A 23,951-nucleotide genomic window follows, 5' to 3' on the forward strand; every position below is an offset into this window, starting at 1 on the left:
GGGGTGCCGTAATGGCAGACATGAAGAGCTACCTCGCCAAGGCCGCGTCCGGTGTCCCGCTGTCGCGTGAGGACGCAAAGGCCGCGTTCGACATCATGATGTCGGGCGATGCCACGCCGAGCCAGATCGGTGGTTTCCTGATGGCACTCAGAGTGCGCGGCGAAACGGTGGACGAGATCGTCGGCGCCGTGACGACCATGCGCAGCAAGATGGTGACCGTCGAGGCGCCGGCCGATGCGATCGATATCGTCGGCACCGGGGGTGACGGCACCGGCACCTACAATGTCTCCACCTGCGCGGCCTTCATCGTCGCGGGATGCGGAGTGCCGGTCGCCAAGCACGGCAACCGCGCGCTCTCGTCGAAATCCGGCGCTGCGGACGCGCTGATGGCGCTCGGCGTAGCGATCGATCTCAAGTCGCCGGCCATTGCTGCCTGTATCGATGAAGCCGGCATCGGCTTCATGTTCGCCCCTGCCCACCATTCAGCGATGCGTCACGTGGGCCCGACGCGCGTGGAGCTTGGAACCCGCACGATCTTCAATCTGCTCGGCCCGCTCTCCAATCCCGCTGGCGCCAAGCGTCAGTTGCTCGGCGTCTTCGCCCCGGAATGGCTGGAGCCGCTTGCCGAGGTGCTGAAGGATCTCGGCTCGGAGCGAGTCTGGGTCGTCCATGGCGCCGGTCTCGACGAGATGACGACGACTGGACGAACGGATATCGTTGCGCTGGAGGACGGTTCGATCCGGCGTTTCTCGATCGAGCCCGAGGAGCTCGGCCTGAAGCGCGTAGCCATCGACGAGTTGAAAGGTGCTGACGGCGCCCACAATGCAAAAGCCTTGCAGGCGGTGCTTCGCGGCTCGAAAGATGCCTATCGCGAGATCGCGCTTCTGAATGCCGGCGCCTCGCTGGTGGTGGCCGGCCGCGCCGAGACGGTGGCAGAAGGACTGGAGCTTGCGGCGAGATCGATCGACGACGGTGCGGCACTTGCAGTGCTGGAGCGCCTCGTGGCGGTTTCACAGCGGCACGCGGCCGCGGCATGATGATGAACTGGCAAGACATGAAGGAATCGGGGCGTTGAGCGATATTCTGACCCGCATCGAAGCCTATAAGCGCGAGGAGATCGCCGCCGCCAAGGCCGCTCGGCCGCTCGCTGAGGTGAAGGCAGCGGCTTCGGACGCAGACGCGCCGCGCGGATTCCGGGCCGCGCTCGAGGCGAAACGTGCCCGTGGGCACTTCGCTCTGATCGCCGAGATCAAGAAGGCCAGCCCGTCCAAGGGGCTCATTCGTGCCGATTTCGACCCGCCGGCACTGGCGCGCGCCTATGAGGCAGGCGGCGCCGCTTGCCTCTCGATCCTGACAGACACGCCCTCATTCATGGGTGCACCGGAATTTCTCGTCGCTGCGCGTTCCGCAACGGCGCTGCCAGTCATCCGCAAGGACTTTCTGTTCGATCCGTACCAGGTGTACGAAGCCCGCGCGATGGGCGCCGATGCCATCCTCGTCATCATGGCCTGCCTCGATGATGCGATGGCGCTGGAGCTTCACGATACGGCGGTCGATCTCGGGATGGACGTGCTGGTCGAAGCGCATGACGAGGCGGAAATGGAGCGCGCGCTTTCGCTGAGTTCCCCGCTCATCGGCGTCAACAATCGGAATCTGCGCACCTTCGAGGTGTCGCTGGATAACAGCGAGCGGCTTGCACCCATGGCAGCTGGCCGCCACCTTGTCGGCGAAAGCGGCATCTTTACCCATGAGGATTGCCTGCGGCTCGAGCGCGCCGGCATCGGCACGTTCCTTGTCGGCGAAAGCCTGATGCGCATCGACGATGTCACCAGCGCGACAGAGACGCTGCTCACGGGCAAGCATCAGGCAGCAGCGCAATGAGCGACGAAGCGCGACTCACGCATCTCGACGAACAGGGTCGCGCCACGATGGTGGATGTCGGCGGCAAGGTAGAGACCGAGCGCGTCGCGATCGCCGAAGGCTTTGTGAAGATGGCTCCGGAAACGCTCGCGCTCATCCAGTCCGGCGGCGCAGCGAAAGGCGACGTGGTCGCCACGGCGCGCATCGCCGGCATTATGGCGGCAAAGCGGACGTCCGACCTCATTCCGCTTTGCCATCCGCTGATGCTGACCAAGGTTGCGGTCACCATCGAGGCGGTCGACACCCTACCCGGCCTGCGCGTCGAGGCCATGGCGCGCCTCAAGGGTCAAACGGGGGTCGAGATGGAAGCGCTGACGGCGGTCTCAATCGCCTGCCTCACCCTCTACGACATGGCAAAAGCCGTCGACAAGGCGATGGAAATAACCAGCGTCCGGCTGCTCTCCAAGACCGGTGGCAAATCTGGCGACTGGAACCATCCGGGCAGCGACGGGGCCCGCTGATCATGGCGCTGCTTCCCGTCGACGATGCGCTCCAACTGATCCTCGCCGATGCCCGTCCGATTGCCGATATCGAACACGTCCCGCTCCATGAAGCATGGGGCCGGATCGTTGCCGAGCCGCTGATCGCCATGCGCGACCAGCCTCCGTTTGCTGCCTCGGCCATGGATGGGTACGCCGTGGTCGCGGCGGATACGGCAGAGCCAGGTGCGACGCTGAGGGTCGTCGGCGAATCGGCTGCCGGGCACGGGTTCACGGGCGCCATTGGACGCGGCGAGACCGTCCGTATCTTCACCGGCGCGCCGGTTCCGCAAGGGGCCGACGCGATTCTCATTCAGGAAAACGCGCGGCCGCTTGAAACGACCATGATCGGGGTTGTCGAGCCGGTGCAGGCCGGGCGGTTCGTGCGGCGTGCAGGTCTCGACTTCCATCGTGGCGAGACGGTGATCGCCAAGGGCGCGATGCTCGATGCCGGCCGGCTGACGCTGGCAGCAGCCATGAACCTCCCCGCCCTGCCCATGCATCGGCGCCCGCGCGTCGCCATTCTGGCGACCGGCGACGAGCTCGTGCCGCCGGGTGCCGATCCACGCGACGATCAAATCATCGCGTCGAACAGTTTTGGCGTCGCCGCCATCGTCAAGGAAGCCGGCGGAGAACCGATCGACCTCGGCATTGCCGCCGATACGCTTGCTGCCCTGAACCGATCGATCGACGCCGCTCAGGCGGCAGGCGCCGATATCTTGGTGACACTTGGTGGCGCCTCGGTTGGTGATCACGACCTGGTTCGCAAAGTGCTGGAATCGCGCGGTCTCGAGCTTGCCTTCTGGAAGATCGCCATGCGGCCGGGCAAGCCGCTGATGAGCGGCCGCATCGGCCCGATGCATGTTCTCGGGCTTCCGGGCAACCCTGTCTCAAGCCTTGTCTGCTCGCACGTCTTCCTGACGCCTCTGATCGCAAAGCTCGTCGGCCGCACCCATCATGTGCAGGCGGTCGACGCGATCCTCGACGTAGACCTGGCCGAAAACGACTTGCGCCAGGATTATCTGCGCGCGGCGATGCACCGGCGGCCCGACGGAACGCTCGTCGCCACGCCTGCCACCCGACAGGACTCGTCCATGATGCGCGTGTTTGCCGAGGCCGATGGCCTCGTCGTCCGACCGCCATTCGCGCCAGAAGCCAAAGCGGGCGACGCGGTGCGGGCAATCCTATTGAGGCATATTTAGCCTCGCTTCCTGATGGACTTGCGGAACACAAAAGGAACAGATAAAGTGTGTTCCACATTTGTTTCCATCCGATCAAGCGGGGGCCTAAGCAGCCGATGTTGACGCGTAAGCAGCAGGAACTGCTTCTTTTCATCCATGAGCGCCTGAAGGAAAGCGGCGTGCCGCCATCCTTCGACGAGATGAAAGAAGCCCTCGATCTCGCGTCCAAGTCGGGGATCCATCGCCTTATCATCGCGCTGGAGGAACGCGGCTTCATTCGCCGCCTGCCGAACCGTGCGCGTGCGCTGGAAGTCATCAAGCTGCCGGATAGCTACAACGCGGCAGTGCCTCAGCGTCGCGGCTTTTCGCCGAGTGTCATCGAAGGATCGCTAGGCAAGACGCCGAAGCCCGAGATTGCAGCCGAGCGCCGCCAGAGCGAGATGCCGCGCGACAACGACAATCGCGCCATCAGCGTGCCCGTCATGGGTCGCATCGCGGCGGGCGTGCCGATCTCTGCCATCCAGAACAACACTCATTCGATTGCCGTGCCACCGGATATGCTGGGCGGCGGCGAGCATTACGCGCTCGAGGTCAAGGGCGACTCGATGATCGAAGCCGGCATCTTCGACGGCGACACGGTCATCATCAAGAATTCGTCGACGGCCAATCCCGGCGACATCGTCGTGGCTCTGGTCGACGACGAGGAAGCGACATTGAAGCGTTTCCGTCGCAAAGGTGCGTCGGTGGCGCTCGAGGCCGCCAACCCGGCCTATGAAACGCGGATTTTCGGACCGGATCGCGTCAAGATCCAGGGCAAGCTCGTCGGGCTCATCCGGCGCTATCACTGATCGATGCTGTCGGCAGCTCTTCTGTCTTCGCTCATGTGTGTGTTGACGGAAGAGGCATCCCCGCCAGGCTCGGTAAAACTGCCAGTTCTCCAGTCATAATAACGGTGCCGCGTCCAGGCGCGCATTCGGCCGGCAGACTGCTCGAAGCGGAACGTCGGCTGCGGGTCGAATTGTGCACCCGACCCCGTGCCCGCCGCTCGCGCCTCGTTCGCCGCGAAGCCTTCTCCCGTCGACGCCGCGTAGACGGCGATCGCGCCGGTTTCACGCAGTGTACGGGCGGTGAAGAGCTTCGCGCCGGAGCGGCATTGGCGCATCGACAGCGGTATCGGAATGATGGCGATATCGGTCATGTCGCATGCGGGACCGACATAGGCCGGCTCCTCCAGCCACGCGACGATGGTTCCGTTCCCGAGACGGGCGATGCAGAACGCGCCGCGGCGGCATCGGAACACGCCTTCCATTTGCCCGTCTTCCAATTCGAGGACAGCCCGGCGCATCGTCCCATAGGCGATGGCGGGGTCTATCTCGGCATCTGGCAGAACCGGCTCGGTCGTCGTTTCCTCTGCCGGAAGCTCAGTCTGCTCATCTAAGACGACGGCTGGCGGAATGTGGGTCGCAAGCCGGGTTGCCGTTGCCCATTGATCGAAGATGAAGCTGCTCGGACGCGCTCGGTTGGTTGCCAGGCCGTCCTCGCGCAGGATCGCGGCCAGCCGAGCGTCCTCGGCAATCAGCAGCAAGGGTGGATCGGCGCGCAGGTCGGCCGCCATAATGAGGGCAGCGGCCAGCACGGGTATCAAAGCGGTGCTCCGCAGCCATGTTCGTGTGAAGACCAGGATGAGCAGCGCCAGCGACAGAAGCGCCGTAACGGCTCCGGGGATCTTCCCCGTGGCGAAACCATCGCCATAGGCGGCAACATGATGGCCGATGGCGATGACGGCCTCCAGGCCAAGTCCCATGATCATCAGGAAAATCGCGTCGAGACCGAGTGGCATCGTCAGCAGCGCAAGAGTACCGAATGGCATGACGATGACCGAGATGACCGGCATCGCGACCACATTGGCGATCATTCCGTAGCTCGACATGCGGTGGAAATGATGCGCCGAGAAGATCCCCGTCGCCGCGCCGGCAATCAGCGACGTCACGGCCAGACCGAGGATCAGCAGCGTCCAGCGCCAGACGAAGCTGGGTTTCGAGGTCGTGAAATCAGGCGTCTTGTTCCTGTTGCGCGCGGCCCAGCCGCCATAGGCGGCAATGAGTGCGGCAGTTGCCGCAAAAGACATCTGGAAGCCGGGCGATGTCACCGCCGACGGTGTGATCAGGAGGATGAGAAATGCGGCGATCGCGACATTGCGCATGGTCAGCGCAGCCCGGTCGAGCAATATCGCGACCAGCATGACGACGACCATGATCCAGGCGCGCTGTGCGGATATGACGGCTCCGGAAATCAGCAGGTAGAAGGTGGAGGTGCCAATGGCGCCGAGCGCTGCGAATTTCTTCACCGGCCAGGTCTGGGCGACGCCCGGCACGAGTGCGAAGCCGAGCCGCAACCCGGTGAACATCAGGGCTGCGGCCAGCGACATGTGCAGGCCGGAAATGGACAGGATGTGGGCAAGCCCGGTGATGCGGAAGGCTTCGTTGGTCTCCTCGGAGATCGCCCGACGGTCGGATACGGTCATTGCGGCTGCAACGGCGCCCGCGTCTCCCGGGATCACCTCCTTGATCCGAAACGCGATCGTTTCGCGGAGTTCGGTCGTCCATCGGGCGATCCGGTCGGCGTAGCCTTCTTCGACCTGATCACCGGGCATGATCCCGGGCGGGCCGTAGAAAAAGCCGAAAGCACCGATGCCGGCGAAATAGGAGTTGAAGGCAAAATCGAACGTGCCGGGCATCGCGGGACCGGACGGTGGCGCAAGTCGCGCCAGGCCGATGATCGACGCACCGATTTCGATATCGGGATGGTCGCTGCGCGCCAAAAGTCGCACCCGTTCGGGCGGCCGGCGTAGCGTGGGGTCATGCGTGGACTTGACTTCGACCAGGTAACGCCAGCGACCCTCTTCATCGATTTCCCGCGACAGCACCCGGCCGGAGATCGTGGTGACCACGGGACTATCCAGAACGGTGATGGAGCGGCGATCCGCCTCCGCTGCTGCGGAGGCCAACCCCGCCAGGATCATGCACAGCGCGGCGAGCACGTTCCTCAGTCGGCTGGCCGTGAGTGCCGCGGCCAATCCCACAGCGATGGTGAGCCCAAGCGTTGCAACAAACGGCGGATCGCTTGGCAGAATGCGCCAGAGCGCGGCACCTGTCGCGAAGAAGGCGGAGGCCCAGAGAAACAGCGCGCCGTGGCCTCGCTCCTCATCAAGTGCCTGCCTGACACTCAAATGCGACCAGCGTCGGCGCCACGATCGAGACGCGGTCGGGATCAGGCGAGGATCTTTGTTCGGATCATGATCGGCATGAGGATCGGCGGGGTCGAACGTAAACGCAGTCCGCTCGCAAGCGGAGCCATTCACTGGCTCGCGTTCAGCATCGGCATGCGCCATCCTGGTCGGGCCCCCTCGCCCGGCCCCAGGATACACCGCAAGCCTTGCGCTGTCGCCCTCGTGTGTTAGATCACCGCCAACAGGACGATGCGGCCTTCAAGGGGCCCGATCGTCACTCAATTAGCATCACTCACAGGTTCAAGATCATGTCCGAAGGGATTGTCACCCGCTTCGCGCCTTCGCCCACTGGATACCTCCACATCGGCGGTGCGCGCACGGCGCTGTTCAACTGGCTCTATGCCCAGAACCGGGGCGGCAAGATGCTGCTGCGCATCGAGGACACCGATCGCGCACGCTCGACCGATGCTGCCGTCGACGCCATTCTGGATGGGCTGAGCTGGCTGGGGCTCTCCTGGGACGGCGAGCCGATCTCGCAATTCGAACGGGCCGAGCGCCACCGTGAGATTGCCGAGGAACTGGTGAAGCGTGGAGAGGCCTATTATTGCTATGCCTCGGCTGAGGAACTGGATGCCATGCGCGAGGCGCAGCGGGCTGCAGGCAAGCCGCCCCGCTACGACGGGCGCTGGCGCGACCGCGATGCCTCCGAAGCACCGAAAGGCGTGAAGCCGGCCATCCGCATCAAGGCACCGCGCGACGGCGAAACGCTTGTTCGCGACAAGGTTCAAGGCGATGTGCGCTTCCCGAATGCCGATCTGGACGATTTCATCATCCTGCGCTCCGACGGCAATCCGACCTATATGCTTGCCGTCGTCGTCGACGACCACGACATGGGCGTGACCGACATCATCCGCGGCGACGACCACCTGACGAATGCCGCGCGCCAGTCGATCATTTATAAGGCGATGGACTGGGACATTCCCTCCATGGCCCATATTCCGCTGATCCACGGCGCCGATGGCGCGAAGCTCTCCAAGCGCCACGGCGCTCTCGGTGCCGAAGCCTACCGCGCGATGGGTTTCCTGCCCGAAGCGCTCACCAACTATCTCGTGCGCCTCGGCTGGAGCCATGGCGATGACGAGATCATGTCGACCGAGCAGATGATCGAATGGTTCGACGTCTCCGATATCAACAAGGGTGCGGCCCGCTTCGACATCAAGAAGCTGGAAGCCTTGAACGGGCACTATATCCGCCAGGCCGATGACGCGCGGCTCGTCGACAGCCTTATCGCCATCCTTCCCGAGATGGAAGGCGGCGCCTATTTCATTGACCGCATGACGGACGAGCGCCGCGCTCAACTGCTAGCGGCGATGCCGGGGCTAAAGGAGCGCGCAAAGACTCTCGTCGAGCTCGCCGATGGCGCGCGCTTCCTGTTCGACGAGCGCCCGCTGCAGAACGACGAGAAGGCGGCGACGATTCTCGCCGAAGGTCGCCCGGTTCTCGAGGGTCTTCTTCCTGAGCTGCAGGCGCTTCAGTCCTGGGAAATCGAGTCGCTGGATCCGATCGTCCGCGCCTATGCGGAGCGCGAAGGACTCAAGCTCGGCAAGGTCGCCCAGCCTCTTCGCGCTGCACTCACGGGGCGGGCCGTTTCGCCCGGCGTGTTCGATGTTCTGAAGGTTTTGGGCCGCGAAGAGTCACTCGGTCGAATTGCCGATCAGCTCGGCTAACCGATTGAAACGTCTTGCTTGATCGACAAGAGCATTGTCATCGCCGGTGCTGGCCTAAGCACAGATTGCGGCGCTGCACAATTCGATTGTCGACAACTTGGCAGGTGCAGCGAAATCATATAGCAATTCGCCAGCCATGGGCGCCTTTCTGACGAATGCGCTCATGTTTCGGAGAGATTGGGAAGGGTTCGACATGACTGAAAGCGCCAAACTGACCGTGGATGGCAAGGAAGTGGATTTTCCGGTCCGCAAGGGGACGATCGGCCCTGAAGTCTACGATATCGCCGCGCTCTACAAGCACACCGGCGCCTTTACCTACGATCCGGGCTTCACCTCGACCGCCTCTTGCGAATCCAAGATCACCTATATCGACGGCGACGAAGGTGTCCTGCTGCACCGCGGTTACCCGATCGAGCAGCTTGCCGAGCATGGCGACTTCCTCGAAGTCTGCTACCTGCTTCTCTACGGGGAACTGCCGACGAAGGCGCAAAAGGAAGACTTCGATTATCGCGTGACCCATCACACGATGATCCATGAGCAGATGTCGCGCTTCTTCACCGGCTTCCGCCGCGACGCGCATCCCATGGCCATCATGTGCGGCGTCGTTGGTGCTCTGTCCGCCTTCTACCACGACTCCACCGACATCACCGATCCGCACCAGCGCATGGTCGCGAGCCTCCGCATGATCGCGAAGATGCCGACGATCGCTGCGATGGCGTTCAAGTATCACGTCGGCCAGCCCTTCGTGTATCCGAAGAACGACCTCGACTACACGTCGAACTTCCTGCGCATGTGCTTTGCCGTTCCCTGCGAGGAATATGTGGTCAATCCAGTGCTGTCGCGCGCCATGGACCGCATCTTCATCCTGCATGCCGATCACGAGCAGAACGCATCGACCTCCACGGTTCGCCTCGCCGGCTCGTCGGGTGCAAATCCATTCGCCTGCATCGCGGCTGGCATTGCCTGCCTCTGGGGCCCCGCACATGGCGGCGCGAACGAAGCTGCGCTCAACATGCTCGGCGAAATCGGCTCGGTCGATCGCATTCCGGAATTCATCGCCCGCGCCAAGGACAAGAACGATCCGTTCCGTTTGATGGGCTTTGGCCACCGCGTCTACAAGAACTATGACCCGCGTGCCAAGATCATGCAGAAGACGACGCATGAGGTTCTCGGCGAGCTTGGCATCAAGGACGATCCGCTGCTCGACGTTGCCATGGAGCTGGAGCGCATCGCGCTCACCGACGACTATTTTGTCGAGAAGAAGCTCTATCCGAACATCGACTTCTATTCGGGCATCACCCTGAAGGCGCTCGGCTTCCCCACCACCATGTTCACGGTGCTGTTCGCACTGGCGCGCACCGTCGGCTGGATCGCCCAGTGGAACGAGATGATCGAGGATCCGTCCCAGCGCATCGGTCGTCCGCGTCAGCTCTATACGGGCGAGCCGCAGCGCGAGTACGTGCCGGTTTCCAAGCGCAACTAAGTCGTCCAAGATACTGCCATTGGCGGCGGGAGCGCATCCAGCGCTTCCGCCGTCTTCTTTTTTCCTGAGAGCCACGCGATGAACTACGATCTTCTCCTCAATGCGCTGGCGACCATCATCGTCCTCATCGATCCGCCAGGGCTCGCGCCGATCTTTCTTGGCCTGACCAACGGCATGAACAGGGCGCAGCGCTTTCAGGTTGCTCTGCGTGGCTGCATCATCGCTGCGGTCCTCCTCAGCCTGTTCGCCGTCACCGGTTCCGCCATTCTCTCGCTGCTCGGCATCACGCTTGGGGCATTCCGGATCGCTGGCGGGCTGCTTCTTTTCTGGATCGCGTTCGAGATGATTTTCGAGAAGCGGCAGGAGCGGCACGAGACAACCGCGGAACGCGCCATCACGCAGGACCATATCTCCAACATCGCCGTCTTTCCGCTGGCGATTCCACTCGTCGCGGGACCAGGAGCAATTTCAGCGATCATACTGCTTTCAGGCTCTTTCCAGGGACCGATCGAGCGCGCAGAACTCGTGGGCGTGATCCTCTTCTGCATTTTGATCCTATTCGGAACGCTGGTCGTCGCCGAAAGGCTGGATCGCTTTCTGGGCGCCACGGGCCGCATGATCCTGACACGGCTGCTGGGCGTCATTCTCGCAGCGCTGGCGGTGCAGTTTGTGATCGACGGGGTGGGCTCGATCGACATCCCGCTTCGATCATAAAAAACGGCCGCCGGACGTGTCCGGCAGCCGCTCGACGACCCGAGTGGGAGAAGTCCTCGGACCGAAACCCGACCTGTTTGAGGCCGGCCTTGTTATTGCGCCGGTGCCGGGGCGCCGCCCGATGCTTCGCCGATATACTGGGTAAGCTTTTCTGCCAATGCCGGATCAGCCTGCGCTGCCTGCATGATGGACGTGTATTCCTGCACCGTGACGTCTGACTCCTCGACGATGCTCACCATCTGCTGGCTGGCTTCCGCCTGGATCTGCTCCTGCTCCTCGGGCGTCGTCGCCTCCTGCAGACGCGGGGTGTATTCGCGATTGACCTCGTCAACCTGCAGGAACGCCGTGGCGAAGGAACGAAGCGTGTCGTCGGAATATTGCTCCGCCATGGGCTGCTCGGCCTGAGGCTGCGCTGGGGCCGCTTCTTGTGCGACGGCTAGGCCCGTGGCCGGCAATGCTAAGCTCACGGCCGCGAGCGCCATGATCGAATATTTTTTGATCATCATAAGGTCGTTCCCTTTCATCTCGTCGCGTATCAGCAACTTGATAGAATTGTGCCGCACGCACAAAGCGCGAAGCGACAGCGACACTGAACAATCTATTGATCGGAGGGTGGCTTAACCACCCGTTGGCTTCCACAAATAGTGCCCAGAACGTCACGTTCAGCCAAATCGAGAAACAATTATTGCCCAGACCTCAGCGAAGATGCGACCCCGATTTAACAGTATTTTGGAAATACGTTTGATGGCTGCTGACGACGTGCGACTTGAGAACTGTCATCATTGCAGCATATCTTCCGGAAACTGGATGCTTCAGGAGATGCCAGCAGTGATGTTGAAACGACCAATCCATGCTCTGGCACTGGCAGTTGCTCTTGCAGTTGCCGCACCCACCGCTGCGTATGCGCAGGAACCCTCGGATCTGGCGGAAGGTCTTTCACCTCGCCTCCTGTTCGTGGTCAGCGGTGGATTCTGGCAGACAATTGAAGCAGCAGGGGAAACGACTGAAGGAGAGGCCGAAGACCCGGCAGACGCCGAACCGGATCAGCGCGGCTATTATCGGGCTTTGGCAATCCGCAGTGAAGACAACAGCTCGCGCCTCTATCTCCAGCGTGTTGCATTGACCGAAAACGGTCCCGAGCTTCTGGAAACCACCGAAATCACTGAAGTCACCGAGCGCTCGGGCTACATCACCGACATCCGACCGGAAAATTCGGCAGGCGTCTCTGCATCGCAGGGATTTGCCGCCTTCATCTATATCAAGGACGCGCCGGATGCGCCGGAGCCGGATATGCTCGAACTTTTCGTCGACGAGTTTGGCGAGTTGACGCTGAACGGCGCCAGCAACTGACGCCGTTCAAGTAGAATATATTCAGTCGACGTCTTCGATCGTCTCGTCGCCGCCATGGACCCGGTGCGCGAGCGCGGCTTCCATGAAAGCGTCGACGGAGCCGTCTAGCACTTCCTGCGGGTTGGTGCTCTCCACGCCGGTCCGCAGATCCTTGACCAGCTGATAGGGCTGCAGCACGTAAGAACGGATCTGGTGGCCCCAGCCGATCTCCGTCTTCGTCGCTTCGGTGGCGCTTGCCGCTTCTTCCCGACGCTTTAATTCAGCTTCGTAAAGACGAGCGCGCAGCATGTTCCATGCTTTTTCACGGTTCTTGTGCTGCGAGCGCTCCTGCTGGCACTGTACCACGATGCCACTCGGTATATGGGTGATACGCACAGCCGAGTCGGTCGTGTTGACGTGCTGGCCGCCGGCGCCCGACGAGCGATAGGTGTCGATGCGACAGTCGCTTTCGTTGATCTCGATCTGGATCGTATCGTCGATGACGGGATAGACCCAGACGCTCGAAAACGACGTGTGACGGCGTGCCTGGCTGTCGAACGGCGATATGCGGACGAGGCGATGCACGCCAGACTCGGTCTTCAGCCAGCCATAGGCATTGTGGCCCTTGATCAGCAGCGTCGCGGACTTGATGCCCGCTTCTTCGCCGTCATGCACTTCCATGACCTCGACCTTGAACTTCCGTCGCTCGGCCCAGCGCGTGTACATGCGCAAAAGCATGTTCGCCCAGTCCTGGCTCTCCGTGCCGCCGGCGCCGGAGTGAATTTCAAGATAGCTATCGTTGCTGTCGGCCTCGCCGGCGAGAAGCGCTTCGATCTGGCGTCGATCGAGTTCGGCACGCATCTCCTTCAGGAGTTGCTCGGCCTCGCGCACGACGCCATCGTCGCCCTCTTCCTCACCGAGTTCGATGAGGCCGAGATTGTCTTCCAGCGACGTTTCGAGTGCCCGGATGCCGGTGATGGAATCTTCGAGAGACTGACGCTCGCGCATCAGCTTCTGGGCTTCCATCGGGTCGTTCCAGAGGGCCGCGTCTTCGGATTTGTGATTGAGGTAGTCTAGGCGTTTGACGGATTGATCCCAGTCAAAGATGCCTCCTCAGCAGGGCCAACCCCTGCTTGATGTCGTCGACGACGGATGCGGTTTCGGAGCGCATTGGCGTGCTTCTTCCTGCGTGTCGATTGGGATTTGTCGTTTCGTGGCCGGAACCTAGTCACGAGGCTCCGGCCTGTAAAGGTCTTCAGGTCAACAGTCTGACCCGGACTGCGTGTCACGGATCAGTAGAGGCCGCCGGCACCGGAGGTGACGGCACGATTGGCCTGTGGCGAGGACTGGATGATTTCCTCGCTCGACTGATAGCTGTCCAGATTGCCGATGACGAAGAAGTCCTGAGCAGGGCCAGTGCCCGGCTTGAAGGCTTCCATGATCACGTCGCCGCCCTGCCCGTTCGATGCCATGCCAGTGCGGCGATCGATGGCAATGAGGTTCAAGCCTTCGGGGATACGGAAGTCAGCCGGTGGGACGCCTTCGAGCACGTCGTTCATGAAAGCGTTGAAGATGGGAGCAGCAAGCCCACCCCCTGTCGACCCACGGCCCATCGGACGCGGATTGTCGAAGCCCATGTAGACGCCGGTCACGAGGTCGGGCGTGTAGCCTACGAACCACGCATCGCGCTCTTCGTTGGTCGTGCCTGTCTTGCCGGCGGTCGGACGGCCGAGATTGACGGCGCTCGCCGCTGTTCCGCGGGTCACGACGCCTTCCAGCATCGAGGTCATCTGATAGGCCGTCATCGGGTCGAGCACCTGCTGGCGGTTATCGGCGATCACCGGCTCTTCCTGGCCCTGCCATTCGTTGGCAGCGCAGGTTTCACAAACGCGCTCCTCGTGACGGAACACGGTCCGACCGTAGCGATCCTGCACGCGGTCGATCAGCGAAGGCTCGATGGCCTTGCCGCCATTCGCGATGACCGAATAGGCGCTGACGAGCCTCAGAACCGTGGTTTCGCCGGCGCCAAGCGACATCGGCAGATAGGGCATGAGGTTGTCATAGATGCCGAAGCGCTCCGAATACTCGGCAACAAGGTCCATGCCCATATCCTGGGCAAGACGCACGGTCATCAGATTGCGAGAGCGCTCGATCCCGAGGCGGAGTGTCGACGGTCCGGCCGCATCGCCACCGTAGTTCTTCGGACGCCAGACTTCGTTGCCGGACACCACTTCGATCGGCGCATCCATCACCACCGACGCCGGCGTGTAGCCATTGTCGAGCGCTGCAGCGTATACGAACGGCTTGAAGGCCGAGCCGGGCTGGCGCATCGCCTGCGTGGCGCGGTTGAACTCCGACTGGGCGTAGGAAAAGCCACCGGCGAGAGCCAGCACGCGGCCGGTATGCGGGTCCATCGCGACGAGCGCGCCCTGCACTTCCGGCGGCTGACGCAGACGCCAGCCAGCATTCTCGCCACCCATCTCCTCGACGAACACCACGTCGCCGGGATTGAGGACGCCTGCCGGGCTGCGCGCGGTGGACGACTGTCCGTCGATGTTCATGCGGTAGGCCCACTCCATGCCAGCAGCTGGCAGCGTGATCGTCTCGCGATCCTCACCGACTTCGCCGGAGCCCGTGGGGCGCGGCTTGAGACCGATCGTGGCACCCGCGTCATTCGCTTCGAGCACGACGCCGAGCTTCCATTCCGGAACATCGCTCAGCTCGTTGATTTCCGCCATGGCGACGCCCCAGTCGGCCGAGATATCGACCGTATCGACCGGGCCGCGGAAGCCGCGGCTTTCGTCATAGGCAATCAGGCCGTCGTGCAGCGCCTGGCGGGCGGCAATGTGCATCTGCGGGTTGAGCGTCGTGCGGACCGAAAGACCACCTTCGTAAAGGGCATTCTGACCATAGCGTGAGATGATCTGGCGACGGACTTCCTCGGCGAAGTAATCGGACGCAAAGAGCGTAGAGTTGCCGGTAGACGGCTCGACGCCCAGTGGAGATGCCTTCGCCTCGCGCGCCTCCTCCACGCTGATATAGCCGTTCTCGAGCATCCGATCGACGACCCAATCGCGGCGCTCGATGGCGCGCTCGGTCTGGCGGAAGGGATGATAGTTGGAGGGCGCCTTCGGAAGTGCCGCGAGGTAGGCAGCTTCGGCGATGGTCAGCTCATTCACGGATTTGTCGAAATAGGACAGCGCGGCACCGGCGATGCCGTAGGCGCCGTAGCCGAAGAAGATCTCGTTCAGATAGAGTTCGAGGATGCGGTCCTTCGAATAGGCCTGCTCGATGCGAAACGAGAGAATCGCTTCCTTCACCTTGCGGTCGATCGTCTGATCGGCGCTCAGGAGGAAGTTCTTGGCGACCTGCTGCGTGATCGTGGATGCACCCACCGGGCGCCGACCGGAACCGAGGTTCTGCACGTTGACCACGATGGCGCGGGCAAGACCGATGGGGTCGATGCCGGGATGCGAGTAGAAATTCTTGTCTTCTGCGGACAAAAACGCTGCCTTTACCCGATCCGGAATGGCCTGAATCGGCAGGAAGAGCCGACGTTCACGCGCATATTCTGCCATGAGCTCGCCCGAAGCGGCATGAAACCGCGTCGTCACGGGCGGCTCGTAGTTCGCCAGAACTTCGTAGTCCGGAAGGTCCTCGGTCACGTTGACGACGTACCAGGCGACGGCGGCTGCGGCGATAAGGGCGAAGATGGTGCCGATCCCGAAGAAATAGCCAATCAGTCTGATCATATCGCGTCTGCCGAGCCTGTTCGTTTCTCATTCGACTGCTGCCATTCGAACGGCGCATGTCGTTGTCCCGACCTACCCCGCGGAATGTGCGCAAAATAGGGCTCATGGCCCCTCAGACGTCGCTATCGAACCGAATGGATGGAACGTGTTTCCAGTTGGCCACAGCATATCGCGGCCTAGTCTCATTCACAAATCTTTTGCGGCCGCGAACACCTGCGCTCGAAAGGATTTGATCGCATCTGCCAGAAGGCCCGCTGTTTTGGCGCGCCACTCCTCGTCGATCAGCAGTTTCTCGTCCTCTGCATTGGACAGATAGCCAAGTTCGACCAACAGCGATGGCACATCAGGGGCTCTCAGGACGGAGAAACCCGCGAATCGATGGGGATTGTTGATCAACCGGATTTCCCCGCGCATCCTGTCGAGGACCGATCGGGCAAGACCGACCGAGAAGACCTGGGTTTCGCGCCGGGTCAGATCGAGCAGGATATCCACCACGTCTTCATCTTCGCTGCCGGTCGCGACACCGGCGAGTTCGTCCACGCGGTTTTCGCGACGGGCGAGATCGGCCGCCATGGCGTCGGAGGCGCGGTCAGACAGGGTGTAGACTGTCGCGCCGCGGATTTCGGGCAGCCTGATCGAATCGGCGTGGATCGACATCATCAGGTCCGCACTGTGCTGGCGCGCGATGCGCACACGTTCACCAAGCGCGATGAAGCGGTCGTCGTCACGGGTCAGCACCACCCGAATGTCATCGCTCGTCTCCAGAGCGGCCGCGACCGCCTTGGCAAATGCAAGCGTGACGTCCTTTTCGTCCGTACCGGCTCGGCCCTTCGCACCGGCATCGATGCCGCCATGTCCGGGATCGAGAACGATAGTGAACGGGCGCGCCTCACCGGCGCCCTCGCCGACTGTCACACCCTGCATGCCTGACTGTGCTCCGGTTGGGCCACCTGCCTGGCGCCATTGCTGGCCGCGCACATTCGACGCGAATGCCTCATCGCTGGTAGCGACGGCGTCGAACACGAAACGATGGCCGCGGCCATCCTCGCGCGGTTCGACCATCGCGTTCTCCAGCTCCACGGGGCCGATGGCCGTGAACACCATGCGCGACCGGCCAGGCCCCATGGCGCCATAGCGAATCATTTCGAAGAGGCCGCGCGGCGGCAGAGCATCCTCGTCGAACGCGAAGACCGTCTCAGGCAGATCGATGATCACCCGCTTCGGATCGTTCAGGTAATGCACCTCGAACTGAGGCTCGGTCTCGAAATCCACGACGACGCGGGTGCGCAACTCGTCGCCGGCGATACGCGCGCCGAAAGCCAGATGACGGCTCCCTGCGGCGCGCTCTTGAGCAGCGGCTGGCAGCGACAGGATGGTCAGACACGCCAAAATCGCGGCCATCACACGCAAGAAAGACCGGGTCATTCGGGTCCTGTCCATCTCGGTCTGCCTCCTCAGGTCATGGCGTAGACGATGCCGTGTCGCGGATGTCAGTGGCTTCAATGGGGCTAGCAGGATGCGAGCCTGGACCACAAGTCCGGAACGTCTGCCCAGATGCGCTGCGACACTGCGCCGACATGGTTAATGAAGGGTTGACGGCCCGTTTCTGCCGCTCTGCTCCCACCGCCGAACCTTTGCTGTTCGGGGTAGCCGACGCTTCAACCCGTCCTGCCGCCCATTTTTATTTCCTTGCCTAATCAACTTTGAATTCATAAAAGCAAAGAGAGGAATTGGGACGATGACGGGATAGTGACCGGCGTGACAGCGGCTGACACTGTGGCGAAAACGCAGTAGCGCCGACCCGGGTACATCCGACGTCCTTCCGCCCCGATTTCCCTCACCATGAATCGCGTTCGCCCGGCTGCGCCGGGTCTCGTTAATGGCCATCGGCCACCCCATCGCCCGTGCATCGGGCATTTTCATCGGCCTCGACGAGGCCTTTCAGGAAACAATTATTCTCGTGGTTTCTTTATGACATTCGGGTTCGGAACGGTGGAGCGGACAGGCAGGCGGTCATTGACCGGCGCTTTGGCCGACACCCAATCTTCCGCCCCGCGTCATCGATCGAGAATATCGACATCCGGCACCCTGCAATCTGTCGCCCCGCCTCTTCGTCGGACCTTGTGTCCTGACGGTGCGGCGGGCGCGCGGCTGCGCGGCTGCCGAGGAGCAGAAGTTCAATGGCAGACAAAATGCTTATCGACGCGTCTCACAAGGAAGAGACGCGCGTCGTTGTCGTTCGCGGCAGCCGCATAGAAGAATTCGATTTTGAATCGCAGCATAAGAAGCAGCTGCGGGGCAATATCTACCTCGCGAAGGTCACCCGCGTAGAGCCGTCACTCCAGGCCGCCTTCGTCGACTACGGCGGCAACCGCCACGGCTTCCTCGCCTTCTCCGAAATTCATCCCGACTACTACCAGATCCCGCTCGCCGACCGGCAGGCCCTGCTTGCTGCCGAGGCCGAAGCCGAAGCCGAGCGTGCTCGGCATGAGAACGAAGCCGACGAGGCAGCCGACCGCGCAGCAGCATCGGCGACGGCCGACGACGCGAGCGAAGACATCGGCGACAGCGACGGCGACGACGATGCCGCACCGGCGCGCAAGTCGAAGCGTGGACGCCGCCGCGGTCGCAAGGCGGATGCCGAGACAGACGCCGTGGAAGACGCGGTCGAGGATCTGGATGGCGGCTCGTCTGCCATTTCCGGTGATGACGACAGCGATGACGGCGAGAGCGACGGTCGCTCGATGGCTGCGATCGTTGAAACCGAATCGGTTTCCGAGGCTGTCGAAAACGACGACGACGGTGAGCGCGACCCGGGCGAGGTGGATTTCGAAGCCGCAAAGTTCGTCGAGGGCAAGGCTGCCGACAGCAACCTCGATCTCCGCAACGCCGTCACCGAGAGCGACGACGACGAGGATGAAGAGGACGACCAGGCAGGCAGCGACGACGAAAGCGAAGGCGATGGCAATGGCGAGCGGGACGGCAAGCGCCGCCGCGGACGCCGCAACCAGGCCCGACGCGGCGGCGACGATCAAGAAGAAGAAGCCGGCGGCCGTGTCGAATCGGTCGGTGCGGAAGATGCGCTCGAAGAGCTGCCGGATCGCTCCGTGCGCAAGCCGCGCAAGCAGTACCGCATCCAGGAAGTCATCAAGCGCCGTCAGATCCTTCTCGTTCAGGTGGTCAAGGAAGAGCGCGGCAACAAGGGCGCCGCTCTCACGACCTATCTGTCGCTGGCCGGCCGCTATTCGGTCCTGATGCCGAACACGGCGCGCGGTGGCGGCATTTCGCGCAAGATCACCAATGCGCAGGACCGCAAGCGCCTGAAGGAAGTGGCCCGCGGCCTCGAAGTGCCTCAGGGCATGGGCGTCATTCTGCGCACAGCTGGTGCCAACCGCACCAAGGCCGAAGTGAAGCGCGATTTCGAATACCTGATGCGTCTGTGGGAGAACGTGCGCAATCTGACGCTTGCTTCCACGGCCCCCTGCCTCGTCTACGAGGAAGGTAGCTTGATCAAGCGTTCGATCCGCGATCTCTACAACAAGGACATCAGCGAGATCATCGTCTCGGGCGAGGACGGCTATCGTGAAGCGAAAGACTTCATGAAGATGCTGATGCCGAGCCACGCAAAGGTGGTTCAGCCCTACCGCGAAGTGCACCCGATTTTCTCGCGCTCCGGCATCGAAGCGCAGCTCGATCGCATGCTGCAGCCGCAGGTGACGCTGAAGTCTGGCGGCTACATCATCATCAACCAGACCGAAGCGCTGGTTGCGATCGACGTGAACTCGGGCCGCTCCACACGCGAGCATTCCATCGAGGACACTGCACTCCAGACGAACCTGGAAGCAGCCGATGAAGTGGCCCGCCAACTCCGACTGCGCGACCTCGCCGGCCTGATCGTCGTCGACTTCATCGACATGGAAGAGAAGCGCAACAACCGGTCGGTGGAAAAGCGCCTCAAGGATGCGCTCAAGAACGATCGCGCACGCATCCAGGTCGGCCGCATTTCGCATTTCGGCCTTCTGGAAATGTCGCGCCAGCGCATCCGCGCCTCGGTTCTGGAATCGACCACGCAGGTCTGCGATCATTGCGGCGGCACGGGCCATGTTCGCTCGCAGTCGTCGGTCGCGCTCCATGTCATCCGCTCCATCGAGGAGTTCCTGCTGAAGAGCACGACGCACGACCTGATCGTGCGCACCATGCCAGCGACGGCGATCTACGTGCTCAACCAGAAGCGCCAGAGCATTGTGGAGATGGAACGCCGCTTCGGCGTTTCGATCACCATCGATGCGGATGCTTCCATCGGTTCGGCACATCTCGCCATCGATCGCGGCGCCCCCGTCGAGAACCCGGTGCGCATCGAAACGATCATGCCTCTGGCCAATTACGACGATGACGACGATGGCGTCGCCGGTCCTGTCTGGGACGAGGAAGAGGAAGACGCAGACGTTGTCGAAGCGCCTGTCGAGGCACGCGCGGAGACGCGCAGCGAGACACGAGTGGAGAACGGCGAAAACGGAGACCGGAAGAAGCGTCGTCGCAGGCGCCGTCGTGGCGGCCGTGACCGCGACGACGAAAACGGTGCCGTCGCAGCCGAAACCGGTTCGACCGAAACCGACGAAGACGACGACGATGCAGCGGATAACGTGGAATCGGGTTCCGAAGTCCAGGCGACGGACGATGACGGACGGCCGCGCAAGCGCCGCCGCCGCGGCAAGCGTGGCGGTCGTCGCAACCGTCAGGGCGAGGATGGCCAGGAGCTAAATGCTTCCGAAGGCGATGCGTCCGGCGAAGAGACATCGGCTGGGCACGAAGTCGGCGACAACGAGCCGGCGCAGGCCGATCAGGACGCAGCAGACGCCGTCGAGGGTGCAGTGGTGGAAACGGTGGAGCTTACTGCTGCGAAGGCTGACGCGGAGCCTGCACCTGTCGTTTCCGAAGAGGCCGTAGCGGCGCCGGCAGAAGACGAGGCAGCGGCGTCAGAAGAGAAGCCGAAGCGGCGCCGGGCCACGCGCAAAAAGGCCGATGCCGTCGAGGCCGACGCTGACGCGGAGCCGGCCAAGCCTGCGCGTAAGCCGCGTGCGAAGAAAGCTGCCAAGGCCGAGCCGGCCGAGGATGTGAGCGCTGTCGCTGCTGAGCCGGAAACGCAGGAAGCTGCACCGGCCGTCGCCGAGGAGGTCGCTGCGGAGGCCGTCCAGGAGAGCGCGCCCGTCGTCGCCGAACCGGAAGCGGAAGCACCCGTCGAGCCAACGAAGCCTGCCGAGCCGCAACTTGTGTCCAATGGACAGAAGGCCGAGCCGGAAGGGGAAGCCAAGCCCAAAAAGGGCGGCTGGTGGCAGCGCCGCGGTTTCTTTTGACCGCGCGGGCACCCACCCCTTCTGAATAATCAAAGACCCGCCTCTTCATCGAGGCGGGTCTTTTCGTTTCTGCTCAGACCCAGGCCGCGATACGGTCCAGTGCCTCGACAATGTCTTCCGTCGCGCCCGCATAGGACAGTCGAACGGTGCGGTGACCGTTGACCGGATCGAAATCGATCCCAGGAGTGATCGCCACGTCGATCTCGCGCAGCATCTTCCAGGCGAAATCCATCGTGTCGTTGGTCATGCGCGAGACGTCGGCATACGCGTAGAAGGCGCCATCCATGGGCGATGCGATCTGAAAGCCGAGGCCCGGGAGACGATCCGCCAAAATCTGACGGTTCGTGCGATAATGCTCGCGCACCCCGTCAAGCTCCGCCTTCCCACGAAATGCAGCCGTGGCGGCGATCTGCGACAGTTCGGGTGCCGAGATATAGAGGCTCTGCGTGACCCGCTCGACCGCGCGCACCAGATGCTGCGGCAGAACCATCCAGCCGATGCGCCAGCCCGTCATGCAGTAGTACTTCGAGAAGGAGTTGATCACGATCGCCTCATCGCTGAACGCAATCGCGGTGGTCTCCTCTCCCGAGAATGTGAGGCCGTGATAGATCTCGTCGGAGATGAACGCCGTTCCGGTTCGGGCGCAATGGTCGGCGAGCGCCGACAACGCGGCGCGCCCCGTCACGGTGCCGGTCGGATTGGCCGGACTTGCGAGCAAGACGCCCTTGATCGGGCCGAATTCCGCTTCCGCGGCCTTCAGGGCGTCGGGTGTCAGTGTGTGGCCCGTCTCCTCACCGACGGCAATCTCCACCGGCTGCAGGCCAAGCGCTGCGAGAATGTTGCGGTATGCAGGATATCCGGGGCGCGTGATCGCGACCCGGTCCCCGGCATCGAAGAGCGTGAGAAACGCAACATTGAACGCCGCAGACGAGCCGGTCATCACTGCGATTCGCTCCGGCGCGATGGTCGTTCCGTAATATTCCGCATAGTGCTGGGCAATCGCCTGGCGCAGTGATTGCGTTCCAAGAGCGTCGGTATAGCCGAGCCGGCCGGTCTCGAGTGCCTGTCGTGCCGCTTCGAGCGCGACGGCCGGTGCCGGATGGGATGGTTGGCCGACGGCAAGCGAAACGACACTGCGGCCGGCAGCGCGGCGGCGGTTGGCTTCGGCCAACACATCCATTGCGTGAAATGGTTCTACGGCGCTGCGCGTGGAAACTTCGAACACGATTACCTCATCATCGGGGGTCTGGCGTTACGGCCTCACAAATGCCGGATTGGTGCGGCGATCACAATGGCGCGATGGCCGGCAAGCGCCAAATGCCGCGGGTTCAATTCTGCTCAGGAACCCGCTAGGCTTTGGCGTTCGGTGGGATAGGAGACGTCATGCACAAGCTCGTGCGCAAGGCACTGACCTTCGCGGCTACGGCCGCCATCGCCTGTTCGTCCATTCTGACAAATGTGCCAACGGCGAGCGCGCAATCGATTGCCATCGTTCGCGACGCCGAGATCGAAGCATTGCTGAAGGATTATGCCCGCCCGATCTTCGGTGCGGCGGGACTTACGCAGCGCAACATCGAGATCGTTCTGGTCAACAACCGCTCCTTCAACGCTTTCGTCGATGGACGCCGCATCTTCATCAACACGGGCGCGCTGTTGCTGGCCGAATCGCCGGGCGAAATTATCGGCGTTCTTGCTCACGAGGCCGGCCATATCGCAGGCGGTCACCAGGCACGGCTTCGGGAGCAGATTGCACGCTCCCAGATTTTCGGCGTGGTCGGCAGTCTGCTCGGCGTCGGCGCTGTCGCTGCCGGATCACTCTCGGGCAATGACGGCACGGCCTCTGCCGGCATGGGCGTTGCGGCAGCATCGGGCGGCATCGCGCAGCGCAGCCTGCTCAGTTATCGCCGCACCGAGGAGATCAACGCCGACCAGTCGGCGATCACCTATCTCAATGCGACTGGCCAGTCGGCGGCCGGCATGCTCGCGACCTTCAACCGCTTCTCGCAGGGCTTGGCGCTCGCAGGCGTGCAGGTCGATCCCTACCAGCAGAGCCACCCTCTTCCGCGCGAGCGCATCGCGCTTCTCGAAGACCTCGCCCGTTCCAGCCCCTATTTCAACAGCCCGGTCGATGCCTCGCTGCAGCGGCGCCACGACCTCATGCGTGGAAAGATCGCTGCCAATGTCGGCGGCCATCCGGCTCTCCAGCGCGCCTTCAACGGAAATACGGCCAATGTCGGCTATCGCTACGGCGACGCGATCGCGACGCGGTTGTCGGGCAATGTCGGCTTGGCGTTGCAGAAGATCGACGCTCTTCTCGCGGAGCAGCCGAACAATCCGTATTTCCATGAGGCCAAGGGCGAGATCCTGCTCAGCGGCAACCAGGCTGAAGCAGCCGCCAGTTCATTCCAGCGCGCGGCTCAGCTCGACCCGAACAATTCCGGCCTGATCCGTGCGCAGCGCGGTTTCGCACTGATGCGGACCGGCCAGCCGGCGCTCATCGAGCAGGCGATCAGCGATCTGCGTGAGGCGATCGGCGCCGACCCCACCAATCTCAGCGCTTATCGCCAGCTTTCGCAGGCCTATGGCCAGCGCGGCGATGTTGCCAATGCCGAACTGACCATGGCAGAGGGCTATTTCCGCGCCGGCAACGTGCAGGAAGCGCGCATTTTCGCAGCCCGGGCGCAGCAGAAGCTGCAGCCGGGCACTCCGGCATGGACACGTGCCAATGACATCGTCACCGTCGGCCAATAAGCTCGGCGAAACCGTGACACTGCCGAGAAAGA

General features: G+C 62.7%; 17 protein-coding genes. 11 read left to right on the forward strand and 6 right to left on the reverse strand.

Annotation, left to right across the window (positions count from 1 at the left end; genetic code table 11):
- The first annotated feature begins 11 nt into the window (after positions 1–11).
- The 5 genes from trpD to lexA all read left to right on the forward strand — a co-directional run bounded on the left by trpD (position 12) and on the right by lexA (position 4,428).
- Positions 12–1,037 (forward strand): anthranilate phosphoribosyltransferase, encoded by a 1,026-nt coding sequence (gene trpD, locus D5400_RS13395; protein WP_126010471.1) that lies wholly within the window; start codon positions 12–14, stop codon positions 1,035–1,037.
- 34 nt (positions 1,038–1,071) lie between these two features.
- Complete coding sequence (gene trpC, locus D5400_RS13400; protein WP_126010472.1) at positions 1,072–1,881, forward strand: indole-3-glycerol phosphate synthase TrpC; 810 nt, start codon at positions 1,072–1,074, stop codon at positions 1,879–1,881.
- Positions 1,878–2,381 carry a cyclic pyranopterin monophosphate synthase MoaC gene (gene moaC / locus D5400_RS13405; RefSeq protein WP_126010473.1) on the forward strand — a complete coding sequence of 168 codons (504 nt, stop codon included), beginning with the start codon at positions 1,878–1,880 and terminating at the stop codon, positions 2,379–2,381. Before trpC ends, moaC begins: the two co-directional genes overlap by 4 nt.
- A 2-nt stretch (positions 2,382–2,383) precedes the next feature.
- On the forward strand, positions 2,384–3,601 hold the full coding sequence (locus tag D5400_RS13410; RefSeq protein WP_126010474.1) for a molybdopterin molybdotransferase MoeA: 1,218 nt from the start codon (positions 2,384–2,386) through the stop codon (positions 3,599–3,601).
- A gap of 95 nt (positions 3,602–3,696) precedes the next feature.
- Positions 3,697–4,428, forward strand: coding sequence for a transcriptional repressor LexA (gene lexA, locus D5400_RS13415; protein ID WP_126010475.1), 732 nt, complete (start codon positions 3,697–3,699; stop codon positions 4,426–4,428).
- Here lexA and D5400_RS13420 read toward each other — a convergent pair.
- Positions 4,422–6,809, reverse strand: coding sequence for a ComEC/Rec2 family competence protein (locus tag D5400_RS13420; RefSeq protein WP_164527891.1), 2,388 nt, complete (start codon positions 6,807–6,809; stop codon positions 4,422–4,424). The two genes, lexA and D5400_RS13420, sit on opposite strands and share 7 nt — an antisense overlap.
- A 308-nt stretch (positions 6,810–7,117) precedes the next feature.
- Between D5400_RS13420 and gltX the strand changes: the two genes are divergently transcribed.
- The 3 genes from gltX to D5400_RS13435 all read left to right on the forward strand — a co-directional run bounded on the left by gltX (position 7,118) and on the right by D5400_RS13435 (position 10,733).
- Complete coding sequence (gltX, locus tag D5400_RS13425; RefSeq protein ID WP_126010477.1) at positions 7,118–8,536, forward strand: glutamate--tRNA ligase; 1,419 nt, start codon at positions 7,118–7,120, stop codon at positions 8,534–8,536.
- 193 nt (positions 8,537–8,729) lie between these two features.
- Positions 8,730–10,019, forward strand: coding sequence for a citrate synthase (gltA, locus tag D5400_RS13430; protein WP_126010478.1), 1,290 nt, complete (start codon positions 8,730–8,732; stop codon positions 10,017–10,019).
- A gap of 78 nt (positions 10,020–10,097) precedes the next feature.
- Positions 10,098–10,733 carry a MarC family protein gene (locus tag D5400_RS13435; protein WP_126010479.1) on the forward strand — a complete coding sequence of 212 codons (636 nt, stop codon included), beginning with the start codon at positions 10,098–10,100 and terminating at the stop codon, positions 10,731–10,733.
- A 92-nt stretch (positions 10,734–10,825) separates the two neighbouring features.
- Here D5400_RS13435 and D5400_RS13440 read toward each other — a convergent pair whose 3' ends face one another.
- A complete protein-coding gene (locus D5400_RS13440) occupies positions 10,826–11,323 on the reverse strand; it encodes a DUF4168 domain-containing protein (RefSeq protein WP_126010480.1) in 498 nt (165 codons plus the stop codon).
- Between the two features lie 154 nt (positions 11,324–11,477).
- Here D5400_RS13440 and D5400_RS13445 point away from each other — a divergent pair, with 154 nt between their 5' ends.
- Positions 11,478–12,083, forward strand: a complete 606-nt coding sequence (locus D5400_RS13445; RefSeq protein WP_126010481.1) for a hypothetical protein — start codon at positions 11,478–11,480, stop codon at positions 12,081–12,083.
- Between the two features lie 21 nt (positions 12,084–12,104).
- On the opposite strand, the gene prfB is transcribed toward D5400_RS13445, so the two are convergent.
- The 3 genes from prfB to D5400_RS13460 all read right to left on the reverse strand — a co-directional run bounded on the left by prfB (position 12,105) and on the right by D5400_RS13460 (position 17,239).
- A protein-coding gene (gene prfB / locus D5400_RS13450) for a peptide chain release factor 2 (protein WP_126010482.1) occupies positions 12,105–13,233 on the reverse strand; the annotation gives its coding sequence in 2 pieces (ribosomal slippage) (positions 12,105–13,163 and positions 13,165–13,233; 1,128 coding nt in all).
- A 121-nt stretch (positions 13,234–13,354) separates the two neighbouring features.
- Positions 13,355–15,814 carry a penicillin-binding protein 1A gene (locus tag D5400_RS13455; RefSeq protein ID WP_126010483.1) on the reverse strand — a complete coding sequence of 820 codons (2,460 nt, stop codon included), beginning with the start codon at positions 15,812–15,814 and terminating at the stop codon, positions 13,355–13,357.
- Positions 15,815–16,000: 186 nt separating this feature from the next.
- Positions 16,001–17,239 (reverse strand): N-acetylmuramoyl-L-alanine amidase, encoded by a 1,239-nt coding sequence (locus D5400_RS13460; RefSeq protein ID WP_126010484.1) that lies wholly within the window; start codon positions 17,237–17,239, stop codon positions 16,001–16,003.
- Positions 17,240–17,994: 755 nt separating this feature from the next.
- Here D5400_RS13460 and D5400_RS13465 point away from each other — a divergent pair.
- On the forward strand, positions 17,995–21,168 hold the full coding sequence (locus D5400_RS13465) for an Rne/Rng family ribonuclease (RefSeq protein WP_126010485.1): 3,174 nt from the start codon (positions 17,995–17,997) through the stop codon (positions 21,166–21,168).
- A 73-nt stretch (positions 21,169–21,241) separates the two neighbouring features.
- On the opposite strand, the gene D5400_RS13470 is transcribed toward D5400_RS13465, so the two are convergent.
- The gene (locus D5400_RS13470) at positions 21,242–22,393 is read right to left on the reverse strand and encodes a pyridoxal phosphate-dependent aminotransferase (RefSeq protein WP_164527892.1); all 1,152 of its coding nucleotides are present in this window, start codon (positions 22,391–22,393) and stop codon (positions 21,242–21,244) included.
- A 158-nt stretch (positions 22,394–22,551) separates the two neighbouring features.
- On the opposite strand from D5400_RS13470, the gene D5400_RS13475 reads away from it, so the two are divergent.
- Entirely contained in the window at positions 22,552–23,919 is a 1,368-nt protein-coding gene (locus D5400_RS13475; protein WP_126010486.1) for a M48 family metalloprotease, read from the forward strand.
- The last annotated feature ends 32 nt before the right edge of the window (positions 23,920–23,951 follow it).

Source organism: Georhizobium profundi, from assembly GCF_003952725.1.
Lineage (GTDB): Bacteria > Pseudomonadota > Alphaproteobacteria > Rhizobiales > Rhizobiaceae > Georhizobium > Georhizobium profundi.